The sequence below is a fragment of the Notoacmeibacter ruber genome, from assembly GCF_003668555.1.
GTDB classification, from domain to species: domain Bacteria; phylum Pseudomonadota; class Alphaproteobacteria; order Rhizobiales; family Rhizobiaceae; genus Notoacmeibacter; species Notoacmeibacter ruber.
The window spans coordinates 2,128,269-2,153,327 of the sequence record NZ_RCWN01000001.1; the positions used below are offsets into that span (position 1 = coordinate 2,128,269).

At 60.8% G+C, this 25,059-nt stretch carries 20 protein-coding genes; 10 read left to right on the top strand and 10 right to left on the bottom strand.

Annotated features, from left to right (window positions below):
- Positions 1-36 precede the first annotated feature (36 nt).
- The 5 genes from D8780_RS10140 to hmgA form a co-directional block, all read right to left on the bottom strand.
- Positions 37-243, bottom strand: coding sequence for a DUF2783 domain-containing protein (locus D8780_RS10140; RefSeq protein WP_121645483.1), 207 nt, complete (start codon positions 241-243; stop codon positions 37-39).
- Between the two features lies 1 nt (position 244).
- The gene (locus D8780_RS10145) at positions 245-1,870 is read right to left on the bottom strand and encodes an FAD-dependent oxidoreductase (protein ID WP_121645484.1); all 1,626 of its coding nucleotides are present in this window, start codon (positions 1,868-1,870) and stop codon (positions 245-247) included.
- Positions 1,871-1,892: 22 nt separating this feature from the next.
- Positions 1,893-2,843 carry an MBL fold metallo-hydrolase gene (locus D8780_RS10150; RefSeq protein WP_121645485.1) on the bottom strand — a complete coding sequence of 317 codons (951 nt, stop codon included), beginning with the start codon at positions 2,841-2,843 and terminating at the stop codon, positions 1,893-1,895.
- Positions 2,844-2,865: 22 nt separating this feature from the next.
- On the bottom strand, positions 2,866-3,888 hold the full coding sequence (locus D8780_RS10155; protein ID WP_121645486.1) for a fumarylacetoacetate hydrolase family protein: 1,023 nt from the start codon (positions 3,886-3,888) through the stop codon (positions 2,866-2,868).
- Positions 3,889-3,957: 69 nt separating this feature from the next.
- On the bottom strand, positions 3,958-5,319 hold the full coding sequence (hmgA, locus tag D8780_RS10160) for a homogentisate 1,2-dioxygenase (RefSeq protein WP_121645487.1): 1,362 nt from the start codon (positions 5,317-5,319) through the stop codon (positions 3,958-3,960).
- 106 nt (positions 5,320-5,425) lie between these two features.
- Here hmgA and D8780_RS10165 point away from each other — a divergent pair, with 106 nt between their 5' ends.
- From D8780_RS10165 to D8780_RS10205, 9 genes are all read left to right on the top strand, one after another.
- Entirely contained in the window at positions 5,426-5,875 is a 450-nt protein-coding gene (locus D8780_RS10165; protein ID WP_121645488.1) for a MarR family winged helix-turn-helix transcriptional regulator, read from the top strand.
- Positions 5,876-6,061: 186 nt separating this feature from the next.
- A complete protein-coding gene (locus D8780_RS10170) occupies positions 6,062-6,691 on the top strand; it encodes an ImuA family protein (protein WP_199699588.1) in 630 nt (209 codons plus the stop codon).
- Entirely contained in the window at positions 6,594-8,123 is a 1,530-nt protein-coding gene (locus tag D8780_RS10175) for a Y-family DNA polymerase (protein WP_121645489.1), read from the top strand. The genes D8780_RS10170 and D8780_RS10175 overlap by 98 nt, the downstream gene beginning before the upstream one ends.
- Before the next feature lie 9 nt (positions 8,124-8,132).
- Positions 8,133-11,411, top strand: coding sequence for an error-prone DNA polymerase (locus D8780_RS10180; protein ID WP_121645490.1), 3,279 nt, complete (start codon positions 8,133-8,135; stop codon positions 11,409-11,411).
- 256 nt (positions 11,412-11,667) lie between these two features.
- Positions 11,668-13,272: an ABC transporter substrate-binding protein gene (locus tag D8780_RS10185; protein ID WP_121645491.1), complete on the top strand. Its 1,605-nt coding sequence runs from the start codon at positions 11,668-11,670 to the stop codon at positions 13,270-13,272.
- Positions 13,273-13,320: 48 nt separating this feature from the next.
- The gene (locus D8780_RS10190; protein WP_121645492.1) at positions 13,321-14,325 is read left to right on the top strand and encodes an ABC transporter permease subunit; all 1,005 of its coding nucleotides are present in this window, start codon (positions 13,321-13,323) and stop codon (positions 14,323-14,325) included.
- A 9-nt stretch (positions 14,326-14,334) separates the two neighbouring features.
- Entirely contained in the window at positions 14,335-15,270 is a 936-nt protein-coding gene (locus D8780_RS10195) for an ABC transporter permease subunit (RefSeq protein WP_121645493.1), read from the top strand.
- Positions 15,271-15,274: 4 nt separating this feature from the next.
- The gene (locus D8780_RS10200; protein WP_121645494.1) at positions 15,275-16,297 is read left to right on the top strand and encodes an ABC transporter ATP-binding protein; all 1,023 of its coding nucleotides are present in this window, start codon (positions 15,275-15,277) and stop codon (positions 16,295-16,297) included.
- Positions 16,298-16,299: 2 nt separating this feature from the next.
- Positions 16,300-17,322, top strand: a complete 1,023-nt coding sequence (locus tag D8780_RS10205; protein ID WP_121645495.1) for a dipeptide ABC transporter ATP-binding protein — start codon at positions 16,300-16,302, stop codon at positions 17,320-17,322.
- A gap of 20 nt (positions 17,323-17,342) precedes the next feature.
- Here D8780_RS10205 and guaD read toward each other — a convergent pair whose 3' ends face one another.
- Positions 17,343-18,719, bottom strand: a complete 1,377-nt coding sequence (guaD, locus tag D8780_RS10210; RefSeq protein WP_121645496.1) for a guanine deaminase — start codon at positions 18,717-18,719, stop codon at positions 17,343-17,345.
- Between the two features lie 290 nt (positions 18,720-19,009).
- Here guaD and D8780_RS10215 point away from each other — a divergent pair, with 290 nt between their 5' ends.
- A complete protein-coding gene (locus tag D8780_RS10215) occupies positions 19,010-19,684 on the top strand; it encodes an OmpW/AlkL family protein (RefSeq protein WP_121645497.1) in 675 nt (224 codons plus the stop codon).
- A 58-nt stretch (positions 19,685-19,742) separates the two neighbouring features.
- Here the strand turns inward: D8780_RS10215 and D8780_RS10220 are convergent, their stop codons facing one another.
- Genes D8780_RS10220 through D8780_RS10235 form a run of 4 tightly spaced genes read right to left on the bottom strand, consistent with a single transcriptional unit; the run spans position 19,743 to position 25,056 of the window.
- On the bottom strand, positions 19,743-20,534 hold the full coding sequence (locus D8780_RS10220; RefSeq protein ID WP_342633432.1) for a crotonase/enoyl-CoA hydratase family protein: 792 nt from the start codon (positions 20,532-20,534) through the stop codon (positions 19,743-19,745).
- Between the two features lies 1 nt (position 20,535).
- On the bottom strand, positions 20,536-22,200 hold the full coding sequence (locus D8780_RS10225) for an AMP-binding protein (RefSeq protein WP_121645498.1): 1,665 nt from the start codon (positions 22,198-22,200) through the stop codon (positions 20,536-20,538).
- Positions 22,194-23,057, bottom strand: coding sequence for a hydroxymethylglutaryl-CoA lyase (locus D8780_RS10230; RefSeq protein WP_121645499.1), 864 nt, complete (start codon positions 23,055-23,057; stop codon positions 22,194-22,196). Before D8780_RS10230 ends, D8780_RS10225 begins: the two co-directional genes overlap by 7 nt.
- Positions 23,058-23,061: 4 nt before the next feature.
- Positions 23,062-25,056 carry an acetyl/propionyl/methylcrotonyl-CoA carboxylase subunit alpha gene (locus D8780_RS10235; RefSeq protein WP_121645500.1) on the bottom strand — a complete coding sequence of 665 codons (1,995 nt, stop codon included), beginning with the start codon at positions 25,054-25,056 and terminating at the stop codon, positions 23,062-23,064.
- Between the last annotated feature and the right edge of the window lie 3 nt (positions 25,057-25,059).

The following is a 25,059-nucleotide window of genomic DNA, read 5'->3' on the forward strand; positions in this document are numbered from 1 at the left end:
GCTGCCTCTGCGCGCCGCTCCGACAGAGGTCCGAGTTCAGCCGGATTGGCGGGAGGCCTTTCTCGCCACCTCCAGCGCTTCTTCGATAATGCCCTTATCGCCGATGTGATTGAACAGCGTCAGGATGAGCCGGGCATTGAGCGCCGCGCTCTCATCGTCGGAAAGACCTTCATGAGCCGCAATCAACGAGGCGTAAATACCGTCGGCATCCGGGATATTCCGGCTTCTGTTCAGCTTTGCCATCTCAAGCCTCCCGCACTTTGCCGGCGGCCCGGTCAAGGGCCTCGCGCACCGTATTGACGTTCCAGTCTGGCCAGCGTCCGGCAATATGCTGGTCGGGACGGATCAAATAGACCGCCTGCTCCACATTACCGAGATAACGTTCATCGATGAGCGGGACGGCCCCCTTGGAAAACACGATGCGGTCCGCATCGAGGTCCCCTTCGAAATCGGGAACATCCACACCGATCGCCAGTACGGCGAAACGGTCTCCGATCCGATCCAGAAGGAAGTCGCCGTCGAGCGGCGCGTCAGGGCAGACGGCGCCGGGACGGCTTCGGGCGGGAGCATCCGGTAGAGCGTCCTCGGTATTCAGAGAAGAGCCGTCGAGCGTCGCCGGCACGGAAAGCCGGCCTGAATTGACGAAAGGCCGCGCGAAATCATTTTCTTCCGACAGATCGAGCACCGCATTTCGGAAAATCTTGCTCATCTTCGATTTCGGCGTGATGAAATCGGTCGCCCGTGTCGAGTTCAGAATGTTCTCGTCGGTGGCGACCAGCCGCTCTTCATCATAGGTGTCGAGAAGGTGTTCCGGCGATTGACCGTCGATCACCCGCTTCAGCTTCCAGCCGAGATTGTCTACATCCTGCATCCCGCTATTGCAGCCGCGCGCACCGAAGGGTGAAACCTGATGCGCGCTATCGCCCACAAAGATCACATGGCCGTGGCGGAACTTCTCCATTCTGCGGCATTGAAAGGTATAGATCGACGTCCAGACGATCTCGTAATCGATACCAAGAGGCCCCAGCATGGCGTCGAGACGCGCACGGATATTTTCTTCTTTGAGTTCTTTCTTCCGGTCGATGTCCCAGCCGATCTGAAAATCGATGCGCCATTCGCCATCCGGCTGTTTATGCAGCAGGGCGGAATCGCCCGAACCCTTGAAAGTCGGCTCGAACCAGAACCGCCGCTCGACCGGAAAATCGGCCTTCATCCGCACATCGGCGATCAGGAAATTATCTTCGAAGACTTTCCCCTCGAAACCGAGGCCCATCATGGTGCGGGTCGGTGAACTGGCGCCGTCGGCCACGATGACCCAGTCGGCGGTCAGGCTGTAGTCGCCATCGGGCGTCGCGACCCGAAGCGTAACCTTCTTCTCGGACTGCTCGATTCCCGTGACCTTGTTGCGACCACGAATCTCGATCGGCACGCCTTCGTCCTGCGCCTGCCGGATGCGCTCCACCACATATTTTTCGAAATAGGGCTGCTGCAGATTGATGAAGGCCGGGAACCGGTGGCCCTCTTCCGGCAGGAGGTTGAAATCGAAGACCTCTTTATCGCCATGAAAGACGCGCCCGAGGCTCCACTCCACCCCCTTTTCGATCATTGGATCCGCACAACCGAGCCGGTGAGCGACCTCCAGACAGCGTTTCGAAAAACAGATGGCGCGACTGCCCTGCCCGACACCTTCATGATCGTCCAGAACCAGAACCTCGATCTCCTTGAGACCCAGTTCCAGCGCGGCAGCCATTCCCACCGGTCCTCCACCAATGACAATGGCCTTGTGATGAACCGGCTGGGCCGCCTCCTGATCCTGCGATCGCGCATACGGATAGAGCCGATGCGCCAGAGCGTAACGGTCTTCAAGCATGTTTTTCCTCCCGGCTAGAAGACTAGCCCTGCAACTCCGCCCACATTTCCTTGTCGCGCTCCGCCGTCCAGATACGCGGATTCTCAATGCCGCGCGCTTCATCGAAGGCCCGCGCCACATTGAACGGCAGGCAGTGCTCGTAAATCGCATAGTCGCCGAATTTCGGGTCGCAGGCGGCACGGACAGCCGCCATGGCCTCCTTGAGCGAGCCACCTCTTGCCGCCACTTTCGCAGCCGCGTCATAGGTCGAGCGAACGAAATCGGCCGTATTGTCCAGCGCCTCATTGACCATTTTCGAACCGGTCAGCGCATCGCCACGGCCCGGCGCGATGGCTGCCAGATCATATTGGCGAATCGACTCCAATGTGCCCGGCCAGTCACCATAATGGCCGTCTCCGCAGTAGCAGGCCGAGTGATATTCGACGATATCGCCAGTGAACATCACATTCTCATCCGGCACGTGGATCACGATGTCGCCGGCTGTATGAGCGCGGCCCACCTGCTTGATGTCGACCCGGCGATTGCCGAGCCAGACCGTCATCGAGCCGGTGAAGCTGATGGTCGGCCAGGTCAGGCTCGGAATTTCCTCATGGCCCTGAAACAGACGCGGAAAGCGGTCGAACTCGCTGTCCCAATCCTCTTGACCGCGTTCCACCACCATCGAGCGTGCCTTGTCGCTCATGATGATTTCACGCGCGTCGAAAGCGGAAGCACCAAGCACGCGGACCGCGTGGTAATGCGTCAGCACAACGTGGCTGATCGGCTTGTCCGTCACCGAACGCACGCATTCGATCACTTTTCGCGCCAGACGAGGCGTGGCCTGGGCTTCGACGATCATCACGCTTTCTTCGCCGATGATGACGCCAGAATTCGGATCGCCCTCGGCGGTGAAAGCGTACAGCCCCTCCCCGATCTGGCTGAAGCTGACATTCTTTTCCGCCATGTCGCCGGCGGATGCGAATTGCTTGCTCATAATCTTGTCCCGCTTCCTCGGCTCAGTCCTGTTTTTCGACGGTCTGCTCGATCGCGCCAAAGATCGAATGGCCCTCCGCATCCTTCATCTCGATCCGGACCTTATCGCCGAACGCCATGAAATCGGTCTGCGGCTTGCCGTTCTGGATGGTCTCGATCATCCGCTGCTCGGCAAGACAGGAATATCCTGCCCCGCCCTCCGAAACAGGCTTGCCGGGATCGCCATCAGGCCCCTTGTTGGAGACGGTGCCCGACCCGATGATCGCGCCGGCGGCGAGCGGCCGTGTCTTGGCGGCATGGGCCACCAGCCTGCCGAAATCGAACGTCATGTCCGTGCCGGCATCGGCCTTGCCGAACGGCTTATCGTTCAAGGAGACCAGAAGCGGCAGGTTCACCTTGCCGCCGTCCCACGCATCGCCCAATTCGTCGGGCGTGACCGCAACCGGCGAAAACGCGCTGGAGGGCTTACTTTGGAAGAACCCGAATCCCTTTCCGAGTTCGTTCGGAATCAGCCCGCGCAGCGACACGTCATTGACCAGCATGATGAGGCGGATCGCCTTGCGCGCGGTTTCCTCGTCGGCACCGAGCGGCACATCGTCGACGATCACCGCGATTTCGCCCTCGAAATCGATTCCCCAGCCCGGCACGGCCTCTGCCGGAAAGACGATCGGCTCACGCGGACCGAGAAAAGCGTCCGAGCCACCCTGGTACATCAGCGGATCGGTCCAGAAACTCTCTGGCATCTGCGCGTTGCGCGCCTTGCGCACCAGTTCGACATGATTGACGTAGGCCGAGCCATCCGCCCACTGATAGGCACGCGGCAATGGCGATGCCGCCGCATGTTCGTGAAACCGCTCACTGGGCTGACTGCCCGATTTCAGCCCTTCCGCCACACGCTCCAGACGCGGCGCGACATGGCACCAGTCATCCAGGGCTTCCTGAAGGGTCCGTGCAATATGCGGCACCTCCGAATAGCGGGTCAGGTCGCGCGAGACGACCACAAGACGTCCGTCACGAGTGGAATCCTTAAGGGTTGCGAGCTTCATCAATCCTCCAGAGCAGGCAATTTCTTGAAATTTGAAATATGAGGGACCCGGCCGAAATAGAAAGGCCGGTCACTTCACGCCGGGCGTGCCATCGAATTTCTTTTCCAGAGTTTCCCAGCAATCGATGTAGTTGTCCTGAAGCGGCGCTTCCTTGGCGGCGAAGGCCGTCAGGTGCTGCGGGAATCGGGTTTCGAACATGAAGCTCATCGTATTGTCGAGTTTTTCCGGCTGAAGTTCGCTGTTGGACGCCTTTTCGAACGCCTCGCGATCAGGCCCGTGCGGCAACATCATGTTGTGAAGGCTCATCCCGCCCGGTACGAATCCCTGCGGCTTGGCGTCATACTGGCCATAAATGTTGCCCATCAGCTCACTCATCACGTTTTTGTGATACCAGGGCGGACGGAACGTATCCTCCATCACCATCCAGCGTTCGCGGAACAGTACGAAGTCGATATTGGCGGTGCCCGGTACGCCCGACGGTGCCGTCAGAACCGTGAAGATCGACGGATCGGGATGGTCGAACAGGATCGCGCCGACCGGGCAATAAGTCTTCAGGTCGTACTTCACCGGAGCATAATTGCCGTGCCAGGCAACGACATCGAGCGGACTGTGATCGATCTCGGTCGTGTGGAACTGGCCGCACCATTTCACTGTGACGGTCGAGGGTGCATCGCGATCCTCGAAAGCAGCGACCGGCGTCTTGAAGTCGCGGCGGTTGGCCATGCAATTGGCGCCAATCGGTCCACGCCCCGGCAATTCGAATTTCTGGCCGTAATTTTCGCAGACGAAGCCGCGCGCCGGCCCTTCGATGACCTCCACCCGATAGACGAGGCCGCGCGGCAAGACGGCGATTTCCTGCGGTTCGAGATCGATGATGCCGAGCTCCGTGGAGAACCGCAGGCGGCCCTGCTGCGGCACCACCAGCAATTCGGAGTCAGCCGAATAGAAATAGTCGTCCACCATCGATTCGGTGACGAGATAGATATGGGTCGCCATGCCGACCTGCGTATTGACATCCCCAGCGGTCGTCATGGTCCGCATACCGGTCAGCCAGTTCATACCGCCCTCGGAATGGGGCACCGGATCCCAGCGGTACTGGCCAAGCGAGATCACGTCCGGATCGACATTCGGCGCACTCTTCCAGTACGGCAGATCGATCTTCTTGAACCGGTGCGTATGCTTGACCGACGGCCGGATACGATAACACCACGTCCGTTCGTTCTGGTGCGCTGGCGCAGTGAAGGCGGTGCCCGTCAGCTGCTCGCCATAGAGGCCGTAATTGCATTTCTGCGGGCTGTTCATTCCCTGGGGAAGAGCACCGGGCAGCGCCTCGGTCTCGAAATCATTGCCAAAGCCGGGCATATAGCCTTCAGTGGTGCCGATGGGCGTCGCTGCCTGCGTCAGAGCCTCGGTCTTCGTCTGCTTGTTCATGTCGATCTCCTCCCGACAATTTGCGCAGGAGCCTAATAGTTGCTTTTGTAACTATCAACCCGAAAGATCGAGCCGATAAAACAGATGAAGAGGAGAAAGAACCACGATGACTGAGAGCGGTGCGTTCGATCTGAAAGGATTTCTCCCCTACCTTCTGAACCAGGCGGCCGAAGAAACAAGCCTCCACTTCAGCAACACCTATCGCGAGCGTTATGGCCTGTTGCGAACCGAGTGGCGTGTTCTGTTTCACCTTGGCCGTTATGGCGATCTGACCGCTTCGCAGATCAGCACCATGGCCAAGATGCATAAGACGAAGATTTCCCGCGCCGTCAGCGCCTTGGAAGACAAACACTTTCTGAAGCGCGATGAATCGCGCGAGGACCGGCGCCGCGAAATCCTCTCTCTGCTCCCCCAGGGAAAGGCGGCCTATGACGACCTCACTGCGGCGGCCGAGATCTATAATAGGGAGTTGGCCTGCCAGTTTTCGCCGGAAGAATGGGCTATCCTGAAAGACAGCCTGACGCGGCTTGCCCAACTGCCGCAAACCGGAGAATAACGCGGGCCAACAGACGGCATATCGCCCTCGACCCTCTCTCTTTCCGTTCCGACAGCACGCGTGAAAGCGGACTCCGCTTGACTCTCAGCAATAACCAGAATTAGAACATAAAGAGAACATTTAGACCCTGATGACCCATGCCTGATGACCGGATTTCACGCCCGAATTTCGGCAAGGGAGCCGTCTGTGTCCGTCCCCTTGCCAGATGGGCGGCCCCGGCTTGCCGAAGCCTTTTCCTCGCGCTCCGCAGATGGGGCCAATACGGGATTCGTGCTGGCGCATCTGAGCAGGACGACCCGGCCGTTTCTGTGGATCACCGACCGGCTGACGCTATGCGAAATCGGCGAGCCCTATGCGGTATCCAGACCTTTCATTCGCGCGCGCTTGTCCAGACCCGCCGATGTATTGATCGCTGCCGAAGAGGGGTTGCGCTGTGGTGCGCTCTCGGCGGTCGTGGCGGAAATATGGGGCAACCCGAAAGTGCTGGACTTCACCGCCAGCAAGAGATTGGCCATGCGGGCCGAGACCAGCGGCACACCGTGCTGGCTGATCCGTCATGGTGCGAAAGCCGATCTCAGCGCCGCGCGGGACCGCTGGCGGCTGCACTCGCTTCCCTCTGCTCCGCTCCCTTACGATCCGAAAGCGCCAGGCGGCTCGCTCTGGCATGCCGAACTGTTTCGCTCCCGTGACCGGCGCCCGGGCCACTGGGTGGCATCCTATGACCGCGCGGCGCATCGTCTCCATCTGGCTCCCGCGCTTTGCGATGGAACGCTGGCTGGCGTGGCGGAAGAGGCAGGCAGACGAGCCGCCTCCTGACCTGCCGCTCGCTCTGATCGCGGACGGCCCGAAAGGCCCGGTCATCCATGATCTCAACGAAGGGGCCAGAAAAGCCGGCGTCCGCAAGGGGGCAAGAGCCGTCGACATGCGCGCCCTTTGTCCGACGCTTCAGCTCGAACAAGCCAATCCTGTCGGCGACAGGGCCGCGCTGGAAAAGCTGGCCTTCTGGTCGCGCCGCTGGTGTCCCTGGAGCGTGGCTGAAGGCAGCAACGGCTTGCTGCTCGATACCACCGGTTCCGATCATTTGTGGGGCGGAGAAGCCGCCATGCTGGCCGATATGGAGGCGCGATTTGGCAGCCTTGGCTATGGCTGCCGCATTGCCATCGCGCCTACCATCGGCGCCGCCCACGCCTTCTCTCATTATGGCGAAAGCCATACGCTCTGCATGGAGCCGGCGGCGGACCTTGCGTCCCTGCCGGTCGCGGCCCTTCGGCTGGAGGCCGAGACCGTGCTGTTGCTGCACAGGTTGGGCTTGCGACGGATCGCCGACCTGATGAAGATGCCTCGCCTGCATCTGACACGGCGTTTCTCGCGCAGCGAATTGTCCGCCAATCCCCTTTTGCGTCTCGATCAGGCGCTGGGGCGAACGGAAGAACCCCTATCCGCGCCAAACGAAGCGCCGCATTTCGCTGTCCGCAAGAGACTGGCCGAACCGATCATCGACCCTGTCAGCCATTTACCGGAACTGTGCGACCGGCTCTGCGAGATTCTTCTGGAGCCGGGGCAAGGCGCCAGGCGTGTCCGTCTCTCCGTTTATCGGACGGATGGAGAAACAAGCCGTATTGAAGCGGCCACGGCCGCACCGACACGCGACGCAAACCATATGGTTTCGCTCTTTGCCGAGCGGGTCGAAAAGCTCGATCCCGGCTTTGGCTTCGACGTCATCATGCTGGAAGCTCTGGCAACCGAAGCCATGAATACGGTCCAGTCGGATCTGACCAGCCCGCTCGGGGACGACCTCGATCTGCCTCGCCTTATCGACCGGCTGACCAACCGCTTTGGCAACACAACCATCTACTGCCCCCACCTCTACCCAAGCCATGTGCCGGAACGGGCACGCCGAAACGGCGCGCCTCTGGCGGAGCAGGAAGACGCCGTCGACGAAGCAGAAAGGAAAGAACGCCCCCTTCGCCTGCTCGATCCGGCCGAGGAGGTGCGCGTACTCTATGCCGTGCCGGAGGGACCGCCCGCCCAATTCGTCTGGCGCCGCCGCCCCCATCGCATCGCTCGCTATCAGGGGCCCGAGCGGATCGCTCCGGAATGGTGGCGCGACCGGTCAGGAACGCGGCTTCGCGATTATTACAAGGTGGAAGACGCAACCGGCTGCCGGTTCTGGATCTATCGCGAAGGCCTGCACGATGACGGTCGCGGCAGCGAACCGCGCTGGTTCCTGCATGGCCTTTTTGCGTGAGGCTGCACCATGCCGCAGAACGACCACCAGCACCCGCGCAAGATGATCAGTGGAGACTTCACCGCTAACCCCCGCACGCCTTATGTCGAGCTCGGCGTGATGAGCGCCTTCTCCTTTCTTCGCGGCGCCTCCGATGCAGCGGAACTGGTCGGCACCGCCTGGGCGCTTGGCTATGATGCTCTCGGCATTGCCGATATCAACAGCATGGCCGGTGTGGTGCGCCTTCATGCCGATGCGGTGAAAGCCAATATCCGCCCGGTGATCGGCTGTCGCCTGCACCTGCTGACCGGCGAGGCCTTTCTGGCCTATCCGAGCGACCGCGCCGCCTATGGCCGGCTCTGCCGCCTGCTCTCCAAGGGAAAGATGAACGATGCCGAGGGCAACTGGCAGCAAAAGGGTGTGTGCGACATCACTTTGGGTAATCTGGCCGCCCATGCCGAAGGCACCCAGCTTATTCTTCTGCCGCCGGACGATCTGCCGGAGGATCTCTCCTACCTGACGGCCAGTCTGCCGACGCTTCGTCATCTGGCGGCCTGCCACCATTATCGGGGCGATGACCGCGCACGCATCAACCGGCTCGACCGGATCGCCCGGCAGAACGGGTTGGGCCTGCTGGCCACCAACGACGTGCATTATCACGAGGCGGCGCGTCGCCCGCTGCAGGACATCATGACCTGCATCCGCGAAAAGACCACGATTCAGAAGGCCGGCTTCCTTCTCGACGCCAATGCCGAGCGGCATTTGAAGTCACCACAGGAGATGGTTCGCCTGTTCGCCGAATGGCCGCACGCTGTCGCCGCAACGCGCCAGGTTGCCGATGCCTGTCATTTCGACCTGAGAGAACTGGCCTATCACTATCCCAATGAAACAGTGCCTGAAGGCGAGACAGCGCAGAGCCAATTAGAGAAACTGACCTGGGCCGGGGCGGCCAGACATTATCCGTCAGGCATTCCCGACAAGGTTCGAAAGACGCTGGACAAAGAATTGTCGCTGGTGCGGAAGAAGAAGATTCCGCAATATTTTCTGACCATCCACGACATTGTGACGTTCGCGCGAGACCAGGGCATTCTCTGCCAGGGGCGCGGCTCGGCCGCCAACTCCGCTGTCTGCTATGTCCTCGACATCACCTCGGTCGACCCGGCCGAAAACGAAATGCTCTTCGAACGATTCATCAGCGAAGAGCGGGAGGAACCGCCCGATATCGACGTCGATTTCGAGCATGAGCGGCGCGAAGAGGTTATCCAGCATATCTATGAAAAATACGGGCGGCATCGTGCCGGCCTCTGTGCCACCGTCATCCACTATCGCCCCCGCTCCGCCATTCGTGAAGTCGGCAAGGCGATGGGCCTGTCGGAAGATGTAACGAGTGCGCTCGCCCGAACCGTCTGGGGCAGTTTCGGCCGCGAAATGGGCGAAAAGAACGTCAATGAGGCGGGGCTCGACCTGTCCGACCCCATCCTGTCACGCACCATCCGTCTCGCCACGGAAATGATCGGCATGCCGCGCCATCTCAGCCAGCATGTTGGCGGCTTTATCCTTACCGAAGGCCCATTGATAGACACCGTCCCCATCGGCAATGGCGCCATGGCCGACCGCAGCTTCATCGAATGGGACAAGGACGATATCGATGAACTGCGCATCCTGAAGGTCGATGTGCTGGCGCTCGGCATGCTCACCTGCATCGGAAAATGCTTCGACCTGATCGCAGCCCATTACGGCAAGCGTTATGAGCTCGATACCGTGCCGAAGGAGGACACGGCAACCTACGAGATGCTTTGCCGCGCCGACAGCCTCGGCGTCTTCCAGGTCGAAAGCCGGGCGCAGATGAACATGCTGCCCCGCCTGAAGCCGAGAGAACTCTACGATCTGGTGATCGAGGTGGCGATCGTTCGGCCCGGACCGATTCAGGGCGATATGGTCCATCCCTATTTGAGGCGACGGAACAAGCAGGAGAAAGTCGACTACCCAAAGCCTGCCCCGCCGCACGATCCTGATGAGCTGAAGAACATTCTGAAGCGAACGCTCGGCGTGCCGATCTTCCAGGAGCAGGCCATGAAAATCGCGCTCGAGGCTGCCCAGTTTTCGTCCGAGAAGGCCAACGAACTGCGCAAGGCCATGGCAACGTTCCGCTCCCGTGGCACGATCGGCGCGCTTCAGAACGAAATGATCGAAGGCATGGTAAAGCGCGGCTACGAAGAAAGTTTCGCGCGGCGATGCTTCGATCAGATCAAGGGCTTCGGCGAATACGGTTTCCCGGAGAGCCATGCGGCCAGCTTTGCCAAGCTGGTCTACATCTCGTCCTGGCTGAAGTGTCATTACCCGGATGCCTTCGCCGCCGCGCTTCTCAATTCGCAGCCCATGGGCTTTTACGCGCCGGCGCAAATCGTCCGCGACGCGCGCGAACACGGCATCGAGGTACGCGAGGCGGACGTCAATTATAGCGCGTGGGACAACACGCTGGAGCCATCCGGGACAGGCTGGGCGCTAAGGCTTGGCTTCCGGCAGATCGAAGGACTGGGCAAAGAAGCCGCAGCCCGGCTGGGTGCAGCCCGCGAAGCACCGTACGAGACGGTTGAAAGCCTGAAAAGCCGTGCCGGCCTTGCCAGTGGTGCGATCCATACGCTGGCCGCAGCAGACGCTTTTCGTTCGATGGGGCTGGACCGTCGCGCCGCGCTGTGGGAAGCGCGTGCCATTCGCGATGCACCGGACCTGCCATTGTTCCGTCAGGAGCACGATGAAGGAAAAGAACAGCCGGTCCTGCTGCCGGCCATGTCGATCTGCGAACATGTGGTTGCCGATTACCAGACCACGCGTTTGTCCCTGAAACAGCATCCCATGCACTTTCTGCGCAAGTCGATGGAGCGGCAGGGCTATAGGACGGCGGCGGATTTGAAAGCGCTGCGATCGGGCGCGCGCCTCAAGCTCGCCGGCCTGGTCCTGATCCGTCAGCGGCCCGGCAGCGCCAAGGGTGTTTGCTTCATCACGCTGGAGGATGAAACCGGCGTTGCCAATCTCGTCGTCTGGCCGAAAGTGATGGAAACATTCCGCAAGGCGGTCATGACGGCCCGTCTGATGGCGGTGGAAGGCTCGATCCAGAGGGATGCCGATGTGATCCATGTCGTCGCACGACGGTTGACCGACCGCAGCGACGCACTGGAACGGCTTTCAGAAGGACGGCTCGCAGCTCAGCTCTGCCGGGCCGATCATGTCACAAACCCGTTGCCACCCATGCAGATGCGCCACCCGCGCCAGGCACGCATCATTCCAAAATCCCGTGATTTCCATTGAACCGGAAAGCGTCACTTTCACAAATCAGCGGCGTTGTGAAGATCATTGAATCCGTCCTTGAAGCCCCCGAGGAAAAAAACGGCTTTTGTGGATGGTGGATCAAGGAATCTCTGCCTTACCAAAGGGCATGACTTGTCATCAGCCCAATTCTGTCGTTTGTTGCACGCCAAGGCTGCGCCCTTCGAGCGATTACCGCCGGGGATGAGACGCGGCCCTTGCCAAGAAGCAAGATGTTCCAATTGGGAGATTCCATACGATGAAACTCAGCCGTAAAGTTCTGGCAGCCACCGCTTTGTCCGCTGCCATGGCCGCCGGCTTGCCTCTGGCCGCCCAGGCCAAGACGCTCGTCTATTGCTCCGAAGGCTCGCCCGAAGGCTTCGACCCGGCTCTCTATACCGCCGGCACCACCTTCGATGCGTCCTCCAAGCCGGTCTATAACCGTCTGGTCCAGTTCAAACCCGGCACGACCGAGCTGGAAAACGGCCTCGCCGAAAGCTACGAGGTTTCCGACGACGGCCTGGAATACACCTTCCATCTTCGCCCAGGCGTGAAGTTTCATTCCACCGACTATTTTACGCCGAGCCGCGAATTCAACGCCGACGACGTGATTTTCTCCTTCGAGCGGCAGATGAATGAAGACAACCCTTTCCATCAGTATGTGGAAGGCGCGTCATGGGAATATTTCAACGGCATGAGCATGCCGGACCTCATCGAGTCGATCGAGAAGGTCGACGATATGACGGTGAAATTCACCCTCACCCGTCCGGAAGCGCCCTTCGTCGCCAACCTCGCCATGGATTTCGCGTCCATCCTGTCGAAGGAGTATTCCGACCAGCTGGCTGAAGCCGGTAATGAAGCGCAGCTCAATCAGCAGCCGATCGGCACCGGTCCGTTCCAGTTCGTTGCCTATCAGCCCGATGCCGTCATTCGCTACAAGGCCAACCCGGACTATTTCCGCGGCAAGCAGCCGATCGACGACCTCGTTTTCGCCATCACGACCGACACCTCGGTCCGCCAGCAGAAGCTGCAGGCCGGCGAATGCCAGATCATGCCCTATCCGAACCCGGCCGATATCGAGAGCCTGAAGTCGAACGACGACCTGACCGTGATGGAGCAGGAAGGGCTGAACGTCGGCTACATGGCCTACAACACCAAGATGGAGCCCTTCGACAAGCCAGAAGTGCGCAAGGCGCTCAATATGGCGATCAACAAGGAAGCCATTCTCGACGTCGTCTTCCAGGGTGCCGGCGAGGCCGCGAAGAACCCGATCCCGCCGACAATGTGGTCCTACAACGAGGCGATCGAGGACGACGCATACGATCCGGAGCAGGCCAAGAAGATGCTGCAAGAAGCCGGCGTCGAAAACCTTTCCATGAAGGTCTGGGCGATGCCGGTAGCCCGTCCGTACAACCCGAATGCCCGCCGCATGGCCGAGCTGATCCAGGAGGATTTCAGCAAGGTCGGCGTCGATGTGGAAATCGTCTCCTATGAATGGGGCGAGTATCTGGAACGTTCGAAGGCCGAAGATCGTGACGGTGCCGTCCTACTCGGTTGGACGGGCGACAATGGTGACCCGGACAACTTCCTCGCCGTTCTGCTTGGCTGCGATGCAGTCGGTGGCTCCAACCGCGCCCAGTGGTGCAATGAAGAGTTCAACGACCTGATCACCAAGGCCAAGTCCGGCACGCAGGAAGAGCGCGCCGAGCTCTACAAGCAGGCTCAGGAAGTCTTCAAACGGGAGGCGCCCTGGGCGACCATCGCTCACTCCGTGACGGTCATGCCGATGAGCAACAAGGTCACCGGCTATAAACAGGATCCGCTCGGAGGCCATGCTTTCGAGGGTGTGGATCTCGAAGACTAAAACGAAACGGCCGGGCCTCAGGGCCCGGCCTCTTCCATCAGAACAGACATGCTACGCTTTTTCCTCAAGCGCTTCGGACTGCTGATCCCGACCTTTATCGGCGTTTCGATCGTCACTTTTGCATTCATTCGTCTCATTCCCGGCGATCCCATCCTGATGCTGGCTGGCGAGCGCGGTATGAGCGCGGAGCGCTATGCCGAACTGCGCGCGCTCTACGGCTACGACCAGCCGCTCTTCATGCAGTATTTCGACTATGTGTGGAGCGCCCTGCAGGGTGATCTCGGCACATCGGTCGTCACCAAGCGCCCGGTTCTGGAAGAGTTCTTCACGCTCTTCCCGGCCACGATCGAGCTGGCATTCGTCGCCATCATCATCGCGGTGGCCGTGGGCATCCCGGTCGGTGTGCTGGCCGCCGTGAAACGCGGCTCGTGGCTCGATCAAAGCCTGATGGGCGTAGCGCTAGTGGGCTACTCCATGCCGATCTTCTGGTGGGGCCTTCTGCTCATCATCCTGTTTTCCGGCATTCTTCAGTGGACGCCTGTCTCGGGCCGTATTTCGCTTCTCTATTTCTTCCCGCAGGTGACAGGTTTCATGCTGATCGACAGCCTGCTGTCGGGACAGGAGGGCGCGTTCCTTTCAGCGCTCAGCCATCTCATCCTGCCATCGGTCGTGCTGGCGACGATTCCGCTCGCGGTTATCGCGCGTCAGACGCGTTCGGCCATGCTCGAAGTTCTGGGTGAGGATTATGTCCGAACCGCACGTGCCAAGGGGATGCCGCCCCGCCGCGTGATCGGCCTGCATGCGCTCAGAAATGCGCTCATTCCTGTCATCACCACCATTGGCCTGCAGGTAGGGGTGCTGCTCGCCGGCGCCATCCTGACGGAAACGATCTTTTCCTGGCCGGGCATCGGCAAGTGGATGGTCGATAGCGTTTTCAAGCGCGATTATGCCGTCGTTCAGGGTGGGCTGCTGCTGATCGCGGGCATCATCATGATCGTCAACCTGCTTGTCGACGTCGCCTATGGCCTCGTCAATCCACGTATCCGGCACTGAGGAACCATCATGGTCCATGTCGAAGCTCAGGAAAGCGACGCGCATACCAAACCCGTCGGAGAGGTGACCGTCTGGTCCATCCGCCGGCAGCGGGCGCGCGAATTCTGGCATTATTTCTCTCGCAACAAGGGCGCCGTGATCGGCCTGATCGTCTTCGCGACCATCGTCCTGATCGCCATCTTTGCACCGTTGATCGCACCCTATGATCCCGCCGCTCAGGACCGCGGTGCACTGCTCCTTCCGCCCTTCTGGCAGGAGGGAGGCACCAGCGCATATCTGCTGGGCACGGACGCGGTTGGCCGCGATCTGCTGTCACGCCTCATCTACGGCGCGCGCTTCTCGCTCTTTGTCGGGCTTTTCGTCGTCGCCCTCTCGGTTTCCGTCGGCGTCATCATCGGCCTGATCGCCGGATGGTTCGGCGGCTGGATCGATACCGCGATCATGCGGATCATGGATGTGATCCTGGCTTTCCCATCCCTTCTGCTGGCGCTCGTGCTTGTCGCCATTCTGGGACCGGGCCTCATCAATGCGATGATCGCCATCGCGCTCATCCTTCAGCCGCACTTTGTGCGTCTGACGCGCGGTTCCGTCCTGGCAGAAAAGAGACGTGAATATGTGACGAGTGCCGAAGTGGCCGGCGCCGGGCCGCTTCGTCTGATGTTCGTCACCATTTTGCCGAACTGTCTGGCACCGCTGATCGTGCAGGGCACGCTCGCCTTTTCCAATGCCATTCTCGACGCTGCGGCGCTCGGCTTCCTTGGCATGGGCGCCCAGCCGCCCACACCGGAATGGGGCACCATGCTGGCCGAGGCCCGCGAATTCATTCTTCGCGCATGGTGGGTCGTCACCTTTCCGGGCCTCGCCATTCTCGCAACCGTCCTCGCCATCAATCTGATGGGCGATGGTTTGCGTGACGCCCTCGATCCCAAACTGCGGGAGAGCTGACGCCATGGCTCTTCTTAACATTGAAAATCTCTCCGTCACCTTCGCCACGGCCTCCGGTCCGTTCCGTGCGGTCGACAACGTCTCGCTATCTTGCGACGGCGGCGACATTCTTTCGATCGTCGGGGAGAGCGGCTCCGGCAAGTCGGTCTCCATGCTGGCGCTGATGGGTCTTCTGCCCTTCACGGCCACGGTGACGGCCGACCGGCTGGAATTTGACGGCAATGATCTGCTGACGATGAAGACGCGCGAGCGCAGGAAGCTGCTTGGCCGTGACATCGCCATGATCTTTCAGGAGCCGATGAGCAGCCTCAATCCCTGCTTTACCGTCGGCTTCCAGATCGGTGAATCCCTGCGCAAGCATCTCGGCCTTGGTCGAACCGAACGCAAGGAGCGGACGATCGAACTTCTGTCGCTTGTCGGCATCCCTTCGCCCGAGACACGCCTGTCGCAATTTCCGCACCAGCTTTCCGGCGGCATGAGCCAGCGCGTCATGATCGCCATGGCGCTCGCCTGCGATCCGAAGCTCCTCATTGCCGACGAGCCGACCACCGCGCTCGACGTCACCATCCAGGCACAGATTCTGGACCTGCTCGGAAATCTTCAGCGCGAACGCGGCATGGCGCTCATTCTGATTACCCACGATATGGGCGTCGTGGCCGAGACGGCTCAGCGCGTTCACGTGCAATATGCAGGCCAGCGAGTCGAAGAGCAGGATGTACGCCCGCTCTTCGAAAACCCGCATCACCCCTACACGGCGGCACTGCTCTCCGCCCTGCCGGAGCGGGCCACGAAACATGGCCGTCTGCCTGCCATTCCCGGCAAGGTGCCGGGCGCCGATGACAGGCCGACCGGCTGCCTCTTCTCGCCCCGCTGTGCGTTCGCCACCGACCTTTGCCGGCGTACCGTCGAGCGACAGGGTACGGAATTCGGACATGCATTGTGCAACTATCCGCTGGAACAGGGCGTCCCGCGCGGGCACCCCTACCCCACGCCCGTTGGTCAGGCAATGGCGGAGTTGACGGAATGAGCATGGCGCAAACCACCAGCGAAACACCGGTCCTTCGCACGCGCCACGTCGGCAGCGAAGAGCCCCTTCTGATCGCCCGCGACCTGAAGCAACGCTACGAAGTTGCCCGCGGTTTATTCCGCGAGAGTGGCACCGTTCACGCCGTGGATGGCGTCTCCTTCGATCTCTACGCCGGGCGGACGCTCGCGGTTGTCGGAGAAAGCGGCTGCGGCAAATCGACGCTTGGCCGTATGGTCACGATGATCGAGGCTCCGGCCGAAGGCAGCATCACCATCGACGGCAAGCCGCTCGACAGGTCTTCAGCGGAAATGCGCAAGGCGGTCCAGATCGTCTTCCAGAACCCTTATGGATCCCTCAATCCGCGTCAGAAGATCGGTGCGATCCTTGAAGAGCCTCTCAAGATCAATACCGATGACGATGCACCGACGCGCCAGCGCAAGGCAAAAGCCATGCTGGAACGCGTCGGCCTGCGCGCCGAGCACTATCAGCGCTTTCCGCACATGTTTTCGGGCGGCCAGCGCCAGCGCATCGCCATCGCGCGCGCCCTCATGCTCAATCCGAAGGTGCTGGTCCTCGACGAGCCCGTCTCGGCACTGGACGTTTCCATCCAGGCTCAGGTCCTGAACATCCTGATGGATCTTCAGGATGAGTTCGGTCTCGCCTACCTTTTCATCAGCCATGACCTGTCCGTCGTCCGGCACATCGCCGACGAGATCATGGTCATGTATCTTGGCAAGCCGGTCGAGGTCGGTGAGGCCGAGACGGTCTTCAACCAGCCGCGCCATCCCTATACCGCCGCGCTGCTCTCCGCCACGCCGGTGGCCGATCCATTCGCGCAGAAGAACCGTATCCGTCTTGAGGGTGAATTGCCGTCTCCTCTCAATCCGCCGACCGGCTGCAACTTCAATCCGCGCTGCTTCAATGTGCTGGAGAAATGCGGCAGCCAGGAGCCGCCATTGGAGCCTGTCGACGAACGTCTTTGCGCCTGCTTCAACCCCGTCACCGAGAAGGTGGAAGGGGCCTAGCGAAACAAAGCGTTTCAGCTTCAGAGATCGTGGCCCGAACGTCGCTCTCCGCCGACCCAGACGGAAGCGATGTTTGCGCGGCTGGCATTGAACAGGATGGTCTGCAGGATCTGGTCCCCCTCGTAGAGATCGGGCCAGAGGCGGATCGTCCCGCGCGGCGCGTCGGGATCAACCAGAATGGCGTCGAACTGCTGACCCACCTCGAAACTGCCGACCGGCAGGCCAACAGCGTGCCCTCCACCGGCCGTCGCCAGATGAAACGCCTCGCGAAAATCGATCCGCACATCGCCGCGCCGGGACCGCTCCTCCCGAGAAAGGGCAGGATCTGTGCCGCGTTCCAGAAGGCGGGCGCTGGAAACCGTGCTGCGCACGCTGTCGAACATGCTGGCTGAAGGGCCACCGGAAATATCGGTCCCGAGGCCGACCCTCAGGCCTTTCTGAAGCGCGGACTTCAGGGGGAAGACCGCGTCGGAGAAGTAGATATTGGAAAGCGCACAGTGCGCAATTGCCGACTGGCGCACCTTGATCTTCTCCATATCGCTTTCGGATATGAAGTTGCCATGCGCAAGAACGGTGCCGGATCGTAGAAGCCCGAATCTGTCAAGGCTCTCCGTATCCGTCATGCCGTGCCGCTCCAATACGTAGCCATGTTGCCAATCGCTCTCGGAACAATGGGTCTGCGTCGTGCAGTCATGTGCAGCGGCAAGCGCGCCGAGTTCGCCGAGAAGTTCATCGGTACAGGAAGGGATAAAGCGGGGCGTGACGATCGGTCTCACCCGCTCGTCCTTATTATCGGGATGCGACCGAATGTGTTCGATCAGCCCCGCAGTGCCGGTAAGCGCCTCCGCGACTCCGGCATCACGGTAGAAGTCCGGACATTCTTCGGGATTGTCCATTGCCACACGTCCGACGAAGGCGCGTTGCCCCTTCTCGATGCAGAGGTCGGCCAGCAGACGGTTCGCATCATCGTGGATCGTGCCGAAATAGACCGCCGTCGTCGTCCCGGACGCCAGAAGGTCATCGACGAGTACGGTGTAGGACCGACGCGCGAAGGCGAGATCCGCATAGCGTGCCTCGAGCGGGAATGTATAGGTCTGCAACCAGACCTCCAACGGCACGTCGAGGGCGTTGCCGAGTTGCGGATATTGCGGGGCGTGAATGTGGAGGTCCACGAAGCCTGGCAGAAGGATTGCATCATCCGGCAAATCGACAAGCGACTCGCTTTGGCGCGCCGATCTCAGCGTCTCCTCATAGGCATCATCTCCGGACCGTAAGACCGCCTCGATCATTCCATCGGCCCCGATCCGAATCAGGGAATCATCGAAATGATCGATCTCGCCGCAGACGGGCGCGTGAAATCCGGTCGCCCGAAGAGTTTTGCCTCGAAGATTATTCATGATCCTGCGCGCTCGCTTTCAATAGACGGCACAAAAGCCTCTGGCGACAATAACCGCCTTCAACGCCCTTTTGCGAACCGTTCTTGTCGGAAAAGGTCAGTCTTTCGCTTTTTGAAAGCCGCCATTGGAGGGCCGCCCATCAAGCACTAGACCCTCAATCTCCATATTCCAGTGACAATTTCGCCACAGTCGAAACAAGCCACTGAAACGCTTGATCTAAATCAAATCATACGCCTCTCACAAGCCTAGCGTCCGGCCGTCGAAACACAAATGATTAGAGGGGTTTAATCATGCTCTCCAAGACGCTCGCCCAAACCGGCATTGCCGCGCTTGGGCTTCTTCTCGCAGGCCCCGTTGCCCAGGCCGCAGATTACCAGGTTGTCGATTATACGGAAGCTCCGGTTGCTGCCAGCCGCTGGCAGGTCCGCGCACGCGCCGTCTTTGTCGGCGTCGAGGACGAAGGTGGTATTGACGATCTTGACGATTCCGAACTGGATTTTTCCGATACGGTCATCCCTGAGATCGACATCTCCTACTTCTTCACGCCGAACATCGCGGCAGAACTTATTCTCGGAACGACCTATACCGACGTTTCGGAAGAAGGCCTCGGCCTTGGCGATGTTGGTAGCACGTGGGTCCTGCCCCCCACACTGCTCCTGCAGTATCACTTCACCAATTTCGGCAAGTTCCAGCCCTATGTCGGCGCCGGTATCAACTACACGATCTTCTATGAAGAAGAAGGCGAAGGTGCGCTTGCTTCCATGGATATCGACGATGCCTTCGGTGCTGCCGTGCAGGTCGGCTTCGACTACATGGTCAACGACCATTGGGGCGTGAACTTCGACGTCAAGAAGCTGTTCCTGGAAACCGAGTGGGAAGCCACGACCGTTGCAGGCGACGAGCTGACCGGCGACGCCAACATCAATCCTTGGCTGATCGGCGCGGGCGTCACCTACCGCTTCTAAGCGGGGACGAGCCTGCAGTAGAGACTACGATAGCTACCCCACTGGGCCTGGTCGGAGATCAGGCCCAGTGGGGTTTTCTCTTTTCAAGAAACGACGCTATGCCTTCACGGGCTTCATCTGTTTCCCATGCATCGGCAAGCTGCGCGATCGTATGCTCGATCACCTGCTCATCGATTCTGGGACCCAGCGAACGTGCAAGGTGCTTTGCGCGGCCCACCGCCTCGCGCGGCAATTTCAGATAAGGCGCCACTTCCGCCTCGACGGCCTCGTCCATCTGATCCGCAGCAACCGCCTTGGCGACAATCTCGAGTTCGGCAGCTTCCCCGCCATTGAAAAGACGCGCGCTCATGAAGACGCGCCGCGCCTTTCCTTCACCCATCCGGGCGAGAACGTAGGGACTGATCGTCGCCGGAATGATCCCGAGCCGCGTTTCGGTAAAACCGAATCGACAATCCTCTGCCGCAATGGCGGTATCGCAAATGCAGGCCATGCCAATACCACCGCCCATGGCAACGCCTTCAACCCGGCCGATCAGGGGCACGGCCATTTCGTTCATGGCCTTCAGCATGAAAGCCAGCCGCCGCGCTTCTTCCATCCGGCCCTGCCGGTCGGTCTCGATCTGCGTCATCATCCAGCCCAGGTCGCCGCCCGCGCAGAATGTCTTTTCAGAGCCGGCCAGCACCACCGCCCTGATGCTCCTGTCATTTTCCACCAGCCGGACGAACTCGATCAGTTCGTCCATCATGCCGGCTGAGAGGGCGTTCTTCTTCTCGGGGCGGTCAAGCGTGAGATAGGCAACGCCCCGTTCATCGGTCGCGACGGAGATGGTCGTGAAATCACCTTTCATCATTTTACCCTGCCTCCTGCGCAGCCGTTTCGCGCAGTTTTGCACGGATGATCTTGCCGGTGGTCGTCATCGGCATTTCGTCTACAAATCGTATGATGCGCGGATACTCATGAGCGGCGAGGTGCGACTTCACGAACTCCGCGATCTCTTTCGCCAGTTCGTCAGACGGAACGGCCTCCTCCGCCAGCACGATAAAGGCCGCAACCACATGGCCGCGAAGATCGTCAGGCCAGCCGACCACGCCGGCCATTTTGACAGCGGGGTGCCGCAGCAGGCAATCCTCGACCTCGGCGGGACCGATCCGATAACCCGCCGAAGAGATCACATCATCATCCCGTCCGATAAACCGGATGCGGCCATCGTCCTCGATGACGCCGCGGTCTCCCATCAGCATCCATCCGTCGTTCACATCACCCGTCACGAACTTCTCTGCCGTCGCCTCAGCTCTGTTCCAGTATCCCAGAAACATCACCGGGTCAGGCGCACGCACGGCGATGGCGCCCTCTTCTCCCACTGCCAGAGGCGAGCCGTCGTCTTCATCGACGACGATGACCTCGTGGCCGGGTGATGGCCGACCCATGACACCCGGTTTGGCCGGCTCCAGCTCTGCGCATGAGGAGACGACCATGTTGCATTCGGTCTGGCCGTAGAATTCATTGATCGTCACGCCAAGCGCATCACGACCCCATTCGATCAATTCAACGCCGAGGGTTTCGCCGCCACTGGCGACCGACCTCAAATCGACAGATGCGCGCTTTTCGGGTGGCACCAGTCGCATCATCTTCAGAGCCGTTGGCGGCAGGAAGGTATTGCGAATACCATGCTCGGCGATGAAGGCGAACGCCCCCTCACCCGTGAATTTGCGAAAACGGTGCGCCACGACTGGAACACCGTGATGCAGCGCCGGCATCAGAACATCGAGCAAACCGCCGATCCAGGCCCAATCGGCTGGCGTCCACATGCGGTCGCCGGGTTGAGGCAAAAAATCATGGCTGATCTCGACGCCGGGCAGATGGCCGAGCAGCACGCGATGCGCGTGCAGCGCGCCCTTCGGGGCACCGGTCGTGCCGGAGGTGTAGATAATCAGGGCCGAATCGTTCGCCGCCGTATCCACCGGCGTGAAAGAGCTGCTGCCCCCGGCACAGAAGGTCTCAAAATCCTCGCACCCTTCCTGTGGCCCATCCACGCAGAGAATGAGTTTCAGATCGGGAAGATCGGGGCGGAGCGCCGCGAGTTTGGCTGCGCCTTCGACGTCGGTCACGACCACCGAGGCACCGGAATCGGCCAGCCTGTGCATCAGGGCTTCGGGACCAAAAAGCGTGAAGAGCGGAATGGAGATGGCGCCGAGCTTAAGCGCTGCAATATGAGCGACCGCCGTCTCGATCCGTTGCGGAAGAAGAACGCCGATGCGATCACCGTTCGCTTCACCGGCCCGTCGTCCGACGCCGCGACCGGCCAGAGCACTGGCGAGCTTGTCGGTCATGGTCCGAAGTTCACCGAAACTGTAGCGCCGCACGCTCCCGTCCTGTGCAACTTCGGCAATCGCTTCCCGGTCGGGCTCGGTTTCGGCCCACCGGTCACAAATATCGACCCCGATATTGTAACGCTCGGGTATCTGCCACCGAAACGACGTCCGCACATCCTCCCAGTCTTTGCCCCGGGTCAGCATGACGGCCTCAATGTCCGGGCAAAGCGGCCTGCCTCTGTCAGCGCATCCCGGTCGATACCGGTCGCAAAGCCTTCCCCTTCCAGCATATCCACCACCGCTTCCGTCGCGACATTGCCTTTCGCCCCCGGCGCGTATGGACAACCGCCCAGCCCGCCAGCAGTCGAGTCGAACGTGCGAAGACCGAGGGCGAGACTGGCTTTGATGTTGTCCAGCGCGCGACCACCCGTATCGTGGAAATGACCAGCGAGCCTGTCCGCAGGTAGCCGCTCCAGAACCGCCCGAAGCATCACGGAGACGGTTTCGGGCGTACCCTTGCCGATCGTGTCACCGAGCGAGACTTCGTAAACGCCGAGCGCATCGAGATCGGCGGCCACATTCGCCACCGCTTCCGGCGCGATCTCGCCCTCATAGGGGCAGTCGGTGACGCAGGACACATAGCCCCGCACCGGCAGCCCCGCCTGACGCGCCGCCTGGACCACAGGCGCGAAGCGCTCCAGGCTTTCGGCGATGGAGCAGTTGATATTCTTCTGGCTAAAGCTCTCCGAAGCGCTTGCGAAGATCGCGACTTCATCGACATTGGCCGCGATGGCGCGCTCCAAGCCTTTGATGTTCGGCGTGAGCGCCGTGTACCGCGTTTTCTCGCGGCGTTTTATACCGGCCAGGACTTCAGCGCCGTCTGCCATTTGCGGGACCCATTTGGGCGACACGAAACTGGCGGTTTCGATCTTTTGAAACCCGCAGACCGAAAGCTTGTCGACCAGCGCGATCTTCTGCTCCGTCGAAATCGGCGTCTTCTCGTTTTGCAAGCCGTCTCGAGGCGCCATCTCGAAGATCAGGACGTCGTCTCCTGCTGCCATCGGATCACTCCTCCTCCGGTTCAAGCTGGAGCAGGACCGCGCCTTGTTCGACCTGATCGCCTTCCTTCACCATCAGTTCGGCGATCACACCGTCGCGTGGCGCTGTCAGCGAATGCTCCATCTTCATCGCCTCCAAGACGATGAGCGTCTGGCCCTTCTCGACTTCGGTGCCTTTCGACGTGCTGACCTGACGGACAAGCCCGGGCATTGGAGCGACCAATCCGTCGCCGCCGAGCCCCTGATCCGTCGCGGCGGGATCGTGCCGCGTGAAACTGTGAGCGTGTCGGCCGCGCGCCACCGTGACCGTGCCGCCATCTCGGATGATGACTGCGCGACCAAGATGCCCGTTCCGTCGGAAGGTGAGCGCGCCATCGGGGCCGATCTCGAAGGCTTCAAAACTGAGAAGCCCTTCGGGCAGACTCACATGGCGGGCGCCATCCCTTTCGCTCCGGACGGCGATTTCCTGCGCGCCTCCATCCTTGTCGTCCAGGAGGACGAGCTGCTGCGCGGCACCATAGAGCCGGAAATCGGCAAGTGCCTCGAACGGATCGGTGAACCGGCCAGGCTCTTTGCGTTGTAGAAGCGCGAGAACGGCGAGTGCCTTCGTTTCGGCATCGGCCTCGTCAGCGGCCGCCAGTTCATCCTGCTTTCGAGCGATCAGGCCGGTATCGACGTCGCCTGCGGCAAAGTCGGGATCGGCAGCCAGCCGCGCGAGAAAGGCGCGATTCGTAACCGAGCCGGTGATGATCGTCTCTTCCAGCGCTCGTTCGAGTTTGGCGAGCGCGCTGCTGCGATCCGGTCCATAGGTTATGATCTTCGCGATCATCGGATCGTAATGCGGGGTGATGGCATCGCCTTGGCGCACGCCCGTATCGATACGGACACCTCCCGTTTCTTCGGCAAAGCGAAGCGTTTTCAGCTCACCCGTTGCCGGCAGAAAGCCCGCCTCGGCATCTTCGGCGTAAAGGCGCGCCTCGAAGGCGTGGCCGGAAAGTGTCAGGTCGTCTTGCGCAAAGGGCAGCTCCTCGCCCTGCGCCACCGCAATCTGAAGTGCGACGAGATCAAGACCCGTAACATACTCCGTCACCGGATGCTCGACCTGCAGACGCGTGTTCATTTCCATGAACCAAAAGCCATCCGGGCGCAGACCATCCGACGCATCGACGATGAACTCGACGGTGCCGGCACCGGCATAGTTCACGGCCTTCGCCGCCTGCACGGCAGCTTCGCCCATGGCGGCACGCATGTCCTCGGTCATGCCGGGCGCCGGGGCTTCCTCGATCACCTTCTGGTGACGCCGCTGCAACGAACAGTCGCGTTCGAACAGGTGAACCACATGGCCATGCTGGTCGCCGAAGATCTGCACTTCGATGTGGCGCGGCTTCTCGATATATTTCTCAATCAGACAGGCGGGATCGCCGAAGCTGTTCTGCCCCTCGCGGCGGGCACTGGCGAAGGCCTCCTCGAAATCCTCGGCACGTTCGACAAGGCGCATGCCTTTACCGCCTCCGCCCGCACGCGCCTTGATGAGAACCGGGTAGCCGATCTCACCAGCCTTTTCTTTCAGCGCAGCCGGATCCTGATCGTCGCCGTGATAGCCGGGCACGACAGGCACGCCCGCCTTCTCCATCAGCGCCTTGGCCTGATCCTTGAGGCCCATGGCGCGAATGGCCTCGGCGGACGGACCAACAAAAACCAGTCCGGCCTTTTCGACGGCATCGACGAAATCGGGATTTTCCGACAGGAAGCCATAACCCGGATGGATCGCGTCCGCGCCTGTCCGGGTCGCGGCATCGATGATCGTATCGCCCTTGAGGTAGCTCTCGCCGACCGGCGCGGGACCGATGCGAACGGCCTCATCCGCCATGGCGACATGCATGGCCGACGCATCGGCATCCGAATAGACGGCGACGGTCGCAATGCCGAGATCGCGCGCCGTGCGGATCACCCGGCAGGCGATTTCGCCGCGATTGGCGATGAGGAGTTTTCTGATGGTCATGAT

Excerpts from the sequence above, each read along its gene's own strand:
- D8780_RS10140 (WP_121645483.1), bottom strand. The coding sequence starts at position 243 with ATGGCAAAGCTGAACAGAAGCCGGAATATCCCGGATGCCGACGGTATT.
- D8780_RS10145 (WP_121645484.1), bottom strand. The coding sequence starts at position 1,870 with ATGCTTGAAGACCGTTACGCTCTGGCGCATCGGCTCTATCCGTATGCG.
- D8780_RS10150 (WP_121645485.1), bottom strand. The coding sequence starts at position 2,843 with ATGAGCAAGCAATTCGCATCCGCCGGCGACATGGCGGAAAAGAATGTC.
- D8780_RS10155 (WP_121645486.1), bottom strand. The coding sequence starts at position 3,888 with ATGAAGCTCGCAACCCTTAAGGATTCCACTCGTGACGGACGTCTTGTG.
- hmgA (WP_121645487.1), bottom strand. The coding sequence starts at position 5,319 with ATGAACAAGCAGACGAAGACCGAGGCTCTGACGCAGGCAGCGACGCCC.
- D8780_RS10165 (WP_121645488.1), top strand. The coding sequence starts at position 5,426 with ATGACTGAGAGCGGTGCGTTCGATCTGAAAGGATTTCTCCCCTACCTT.
- D8780_RS10175 (WP_121645489.1), top strand. The coding sequence starts at position 6,594 with ATGACCGCGCGGCGCATCGTCTCCATCTGGCTCCCGCGCTTTGCGATG.
- D8780_RS10180 (WP_121645490.1), top strand. The coding sequence starts at position 8,133 with ATGCCGCAGAACGACCACCAGCACCCGCGCAAGATGATCAGTGGAGAC.
- D8780_RS10185 (WP_121645491.1), top strand. The coding sequence starts at position 11,668 with ATGAAACTCAGCCGTAAAGTTCTGGCAGCCACCGCTTTGTCCGCTGCC.
- D8780_RS10190 (WP_121645492.1), top strand. The coding sequence starts at position 13,321 with ATGCTACGCTTTTTCCTCAAGCGCTTCGGACTGCTGATCCCGACCTTT.
- D8780_RS10195 (WP_121645493.1), top strand. The coding sequence starts at position 14,335 with ATGGTCCATGTCGAAGCTCAGGAAAGCGACGCGCATACCAAACCCGTC.
- D8780_RS10200 (WP_121645494.1), top strand. The coding sequence starts at position 15,275 with ATGGCTCTTCTTAACATTGAAAATCTCTCCGTCACCTTCGCCACGGCC.
- D8780_RS10205 (WP_121645495.1), top strand. The coding sequence starts at position 16,300 with ATGGCGCAAACCACCAGCGAAACACCGGTCCTTCGCACGCGCCACGTC.
- guaD (WP_121645496.1), bottom strand. The coding sequence starts at position 18,719 with ATGAATAATCTTCGAGGCAAAACTCTTCGGGCGACCGGATTTCACGCG.
- D8780_RS10215 (WP_121645497.1), top strand. The coding sequence starts at position 19,010 with ATGCTCTCCAAGACGCTCGCCCAAACCGGCATTGCCGCGCTTGGGCTT.
- D8780_RS10220 (WP_342633432.1), bottom strand. The coding sequence starts at position 20,534 with ATGATGAAAGGTGATTTCACGACCATCTCCGTCGCGACCGATGAACGG.
- D8780_RS10225 (WP_121645498.1), bottom strand. The coding sequence starts at position 22,200 with ATGCTGACCCGGGGCAAAGACTGGGAGGATGTGCGGACGTCGTTTCGG.
- D8780_RS10230 (WP_121645499.1), bottom strand. The coding sequence starts at position 23,057 with ATGGCAGCAGGAGACGACGTCCTGATCTTCGAGATGGCGCCTCGAGAC.
- D8780_RS10235 (WP_121645500.1), bottom strand. The coding sequence starts at position 25,056 with ATGACCATCAGAAAACTCCTCATCGCCAATCGCGGCGAAATCGCCTGC.